Annotated in this window: 2 protein-coding genes and 3 rRNA genes (2 of these 5 cut by a window edge); 4 read left to right on the forward strand and 1 reads right to left on the reverse strand. The window is 48.5% G+C overall.

The features are described 5' to 3' along the window. From ACFSKT_RS30015 to ACFSKT_RS30025, 3 genes are all read left to right on the forward strand, one after another. A 23S ribosomal RNA gene (locus ACFSKT_RS30015) occupies positions 1-1,873 on the forward strand (it extends 1,058 nt beyond the left edge of the window). A gap of 85 nt (positions 1,874-1,958) precedes the next feature. Further along, positions 1,959-2,075: ribosomal RNA gene (gene rrf, locus ACFSKT_RS30020) — 5S ribosomal RNA — on the forward strand. Positions 2,076-2,533: 458 nt separating this feature from the next. Beyond that, a complete protein-coding gene (locus tag ACFSKT_RS30025) occupies positions 2,534-3,166 on the forward strand; it encodes a LysE family transporter (protein WP_377717459.1) in 633 nt (210 codons plus the stop codon). Here the strand turns inward: ACFSKT_RS30025 and ACFSKT_RS30030 are convergent. Next, positions 3,107-4,549, reverse strand: coding sequence for an amino acid permease (locus tag ACFSKT_RS30030; protein ID WP_377717460.1), 1,443 nt, complete (start codon positions 4,547-4,549; stop codon positions 3,107-3,109). The genes ACFSKT_RS30025 and ACFSKT_RS30030 overlap by 60 nt on opposite strands. 389 nt (positions 4,550-4,938) lie before the next feature. Between ACFSKT_RS30030 and ACFSKT_RS30035 the strand changes: the two genes are divergently transcribed. Then, positions 4,939-5,000 (forward strand): 16S ribosomal RNA (locus ACFSKT_RS30035); it runs 1,482 nt beyond the window's last position.

Here is a 5,000-nt window from a genome sequence, read left to right on the forward strand (position 1 = left end):
AGTGTGTGTTAAGTGGGAAAGGATGTGGAGTTGCAAAGACAACCAGGATGTTGGCTTAGAAGCAGCCACCATTTAAAGAGTGCGTAATAGCTCACTGGTCGAGTGACTCTGCGCCGAAAATGTAACGGGGCTAAACACACCACCGAAGCTATGGATTGCACCGTATGGTGTAGTGGTAGGGGAGCGTTGTATGTAGGTTGAAGTCAGACCGTAAGGACTGGTGGACAGCATACAAGTGAGAATGCCGGTATGAGTAACGAAAAGACAAGTGAGAATCTTGTCCGCCGAAAGCCTAAGGGTTCCTGAGGAAGGCTCGTCCGCTCAGGGTAAGTCGGGACCTAAGGCGAGGCCGAAAGGCGTAGTCGAAGGACAACAGGTTGATATTCCTGTACCACCGTAGCCGTTATGAGCAATGGAGTGACGCAGAAGGATAGTAACGCGAGCTGATGGAATAGCTCGTCCAAGCAGTGAGGCTGATGTGTAGGCAAATCCGCACATCGTTAAGGCTGGGCTGTGATGGGGAGGGAAAATTACAGTACCGAAGGTTATGTGTTCCCGCTGCCAAGAAAAGCTTCTAGCCAGGTCAAGGTGCCCGTACCGCAAACCGACACAGGTAGGCGAGCAGAGCATGCTAAGGCGCGCGGAAGAACTCTCGTTAAGGAACTCGGCAAAATGACCCCGTAACTTCGGGAGAAGGGGTGCCTCGGTAGGGTGAATAGCCCGAGGGGGTCGCAGTGAAAAGGCCCAAGCGACTGTTTAGCAAAAACACAGGTCTGTGCGAAGCCGTAAGGCGAAGTATACGGGCTGACGCCTGCCCGGTGCTGGAAGGTTAAGGGGAGTGGTTAGGGGCAACCCGAAGCTATGAACCGAAGCCCCAGTAAACGGCGGCCGTAACTATAACGGTCCTAAGGTAGCGAAATTCCTTGTCAGGTAAATTCTGACCCGCACGAATGGCGTAACGACTTGGGCGCTGTCTCAACGAGAGATCCGGTGAAATTTTAATACCTGTGAAGATGCAGGTTACCCGCGACAAGACGGAAAGACCCCATGGAGCTTTACTGCAGCTTGATATTGGACTTTGGTACGATCTGTACAGGATAGGTGGGAGCCTGAGAAGCCTGAGCGCCAGCTTGGGTGGAGGCGCCGTTGGGATACCACCCTGATCGTATCGGAGTTCTAACCCGCCACCCTGAATCGGGTGGGGGGACCGTGTCAGGCGGGCAGTTTGACTGGGGCGGTCGCCTCCTAAAATGTAACGGAGGCGCCCAAAGGTTCCCTCAGAATGGTTGGAAATCATTCGAAGCGTGCAAAGGCATAAGGGAGCTTGACTGCGAGACCCACAAGTCGAGCAGGGACGAAAGTCGGGCTTAGTGATCCGGTGGTACCGAATGGAAGGGCCATCGCTCAACGGATAAAAGCTACCCTGGGGATAACAGGCTTATCTCCCCCAAGAGTCCACATCGACGGGGAGGTTTGGCACCTCGATGTCGGCTCATCGCATCCTGGGGCTGAAGTAGGTCCCAAGGGTTGGGCTGTTCGCCCATTAAAGCGGTACGCGAGCTGGGTTCAGAACGTCGTGAGACAGTTCGGTCCCTATCTGTCGTGGGCGTAGGAAATTTGAGAGGAGCTGTCCTTAGTACGAGAGGACCGGGATGGACGTACCGCTGGTGTACCAGTTGTTCCGCCAGGAGCACCGCTGGGTAGCCAAGTACGGACGGGATAAGCGCTGAAAGCATCTAAGCGTGAAGCCCCCCTCAAGATGAGATTTCCCAATTAGTAAGACCCCTGGAAGACGACCAGGTTGATAGGTTCGAGGTGGAAGTGCAGCAATGCATGCAGCTGACGAATACTAATCGGTCGAGGGCTTATCCTAAAGGTTTAAGTTCACAAGAGCTTAGACAAACACAGCTAAAGTGTTGAGTTTCGTATCCAGTTTTCAGGGTGTAACACCTTGAATGTTTGGTGGCGATGGCGGAAGGGAACCACGCGTACCCATCCCGAACACGACCGTTAAGCCTTCCAGCGCCGATGGTACTTGGACCGCAGGGTCCTGGGAGAGTAGGACGTCGCCAAGCACGAATGACCGACCACAGTGATGTGGTCGGTTTTTTGTTTTATAGCCTGCGTAAAGTGTGCTGCCGAATTATTAAAGTTTTGAACGAACATCAATCGCTCAATTTGAGACTTCAATGGAGCGATTTGTGTTAAATGATGCAGTGTGATATAAGGTACCACGCGTACCCATCCCGAACACGACCGTTAAGCCTTCCAGCGGTATTACATATGGCCATCCGACCGAACCGGATGGTTCATTTGTAATGCTGGTACTTGGACCGCAGGGTCCTGGGAGAGTAGGACGTCCCCAAGCACGAATGACCGACCACATTACTGTGGTCGGTTTTTTGTTTTGTCCTGGCACGTAATTGAGATCGGGTATTAACAAATGAAGTAGTCGTACAAGCAGATGCTCCTGAATACATTAATAAGGTATGTGCAACGCCGACCTTAAAATGATTCAGGAGGGTTTGTAGTTATGAGTCTGTTACTAAGTTACATGTTACTTGGATTGTCCTTATCCGCACCGATCGGTCCGATTAACGCCGCACAACTTGATGCGGGAATTAAGAAAGGCTTTCTACACTCTTGGTTTGTTGGTGTCGGTGCTATGGTTGCGGACATGCTGTACATGCTGCTCGTATATTTAGGCTTTGTACATTTTATTGATATTCCCTTCATGAAGAGCTTCTTGTGGTTATTCGGTTGCTTCGTACTCGTCTATACGGGTGTTGAGAGTTTAATGCGCGCCGGGAAATTGCAGCTGAGTGCGATTGATCCACATGTGAAAGAACCGCTATTAAAATCTTTTGTATCCGGGTTTCTCATGTCCTTATCGAATCCGATGACGATCTTGTTTTGGGTCGGTATTTATGGATCTGTTATTGCGGAAGCAGCAGTAAGCCATACGGGGATGAAATTGCTTATCTGCAGCCTCGCAATTCTAGGCGGTATTATCATCTGGGATCTTACTATGGCCAGTATAGCGAGTTCTTTTCGCCGATGGCTATCGAATGGACTTCTTCGCGGAGTAGCCACGGTATCGGGTTGCTCACTTATTGGCTTTGGACTTTACTTTGGCTTTGAGGCCGCGCGGCTGATGTTTGGTTGACATAGCTTGAATGTTACCGGCTGAGGTTGCATTTAGGGAACCCGAACGCCATCTCGCATTCATAAAAAGCGTCAGTCCACCAATAACAGAAACGAATCCAAGACTAATAAAGAAACCGGGTCGACTCAGGGAGTGAAAAAGAGAACCACTTACAGCTCCAAGCAAGATCAATAACCCCGCATATCGTTTTATTTTGCCGAATGTCGTTAAGTCCAGTAAGCGCCCTGAAGTTATGAGGATGAACATCCAATTATAGAGCAGCATTAAACCGGCAGCAGTTGTAATGTACTCATAAATCTTTCCGGGCATAAGCATGGAGAAGACAATAGAACAGGCCATGCCAGCCGCGGTTAACCCAATAGCCATTACCGGCCTATTTAGTTTGATAACGGTTAGAAAGTGAGGGGCATCTCCGTCTTTGGCGAGCAAGACAAGCATTTTTATGATCGCGAATAATGAAGCGGTCATGGTCGAGAAGCCGGCAATAATAAGGATTGCGTTGAAGATGTCTGGTACAAACGGTATATCGAATTTTTTCAGCGCGAGAAGGAATGGACTTTGTTCACCATTAAATTTTTTCCAAGACACTAATATCATGGCTAATACAAGCGAGGCCAGATAGATTGACGTGAGTAGAGCAAGCATGGTTTTGCCTGCTTTAGGCGCTTGCTGAGGCTCTTGAAGACGCATCGCCATAATCCCCATAATCTCAATTCCTCCAAAAGCATAGAAGGCGAACAAAAGCGATGCCCATAAGCCAAGTCCTCCATGAGGGAAATAGTCCCTTACCGTTGTTGGAAAAGCTTGTACCTGTCCTATGTGTAACCATCCCATTAGTGCACTAGCGGCAAGAGCGATAAACATGACAATAGCCGCAACCTTAATCATGGCGAAGACGTTTTCGAAGCGCTCGAAACCCTTCGTGCCTAACCACACAATAAAAAGTCCAAGAACGGCATAGACAATAGCTAAGATCCACATGGGCAAATTAGGAAACCACAGCTTGGAGAATAACGATAGTGCAGTCAACTGACTGCCCATAATTAATAATTCGGATGACCAGTACACCCAACCGCTGCTGAATCCTGCCCATCGGCCAAAGGCTTTCTTGGCGTAGGAACGGAATGAACCCTCCAGTGGATCACGGGATGTCATTTGTGCTAAGACATCGAACACCAAATATGTACCGATAGCCGCAAGCAAAAAACAAAAAAGCACGCCAGGCCCACCGATCTGAATCGCAAGTCCAGACCCGAGAAAATATCCTGTTCCTATTGTGAAAGCGACTCCAAGCAGAGATAGCTGCCACCACTTTAGTTTGGTATCCGTTTGTTCATTATTCCCCTCCGGAGAGGTAGCACTGTTTTGGCTAGTTGTACCCATATTTACGAATCCCCCTGAATTGATTATGATTTCGCCTCCTGTAGAATGAGTCAAACCGTTGTCGAATATGTAAGGGATCATACAAAGACAAATGAACTATCAGTCATTTTTGCTGCGAAAAGAATAATCCCGATTATTTAAATAAAAGGGTTGCAATATGACCTAAAAGCTGATATTCTAATATTCCTGCCGCAAGAGAGAGCAGGAAGTGTTCGGAGTAATCTACTTGAAGGGATTCGTACCCTCAATCGGATAAATAAAAACACTTGCAATTAAGTTTCCGACATGTTATGATATAGTTCCTGTTGCAAAACGGGACAAGCATTTGTTCTTTGAAAACTGAACAACGAGTGAATGAAGTCACGTTTTAAATGAGTCACAATCTTTCTTTTATGGAGAGTTTGATCCTGGCTCAGGACGAACGCTGGCGGCGTGCCTAATACATGCAAGT

The organism is Paenibacillus xanthanilyticus (genome assembly GCF_042682185.1).
GTDB classification, from domain to species: Bacteria; Bacillota; Bacilli; order Paenibacillales; family Paenibacillaceae; genus Paenibacillus_Z; species Paenibacillus_Z xanthanilyticus.

Coding starts and splice junctions, on each gene's coding strand:
- ACFSKT_RS30025 (WP_377717459.1), top strand. CDS start 2,534: ATGAGTCTGTTACTAAGTTACATGTTACTTGGATTGTCCTTATCCGCA.
- ACFSKT_RS30030 (WP_377717460.1), bottom strand. CDS start 4,549: ATGGGTACAACTAGCCAAAACAGTGCTACCTCTCCGGAGGGGAATAAT.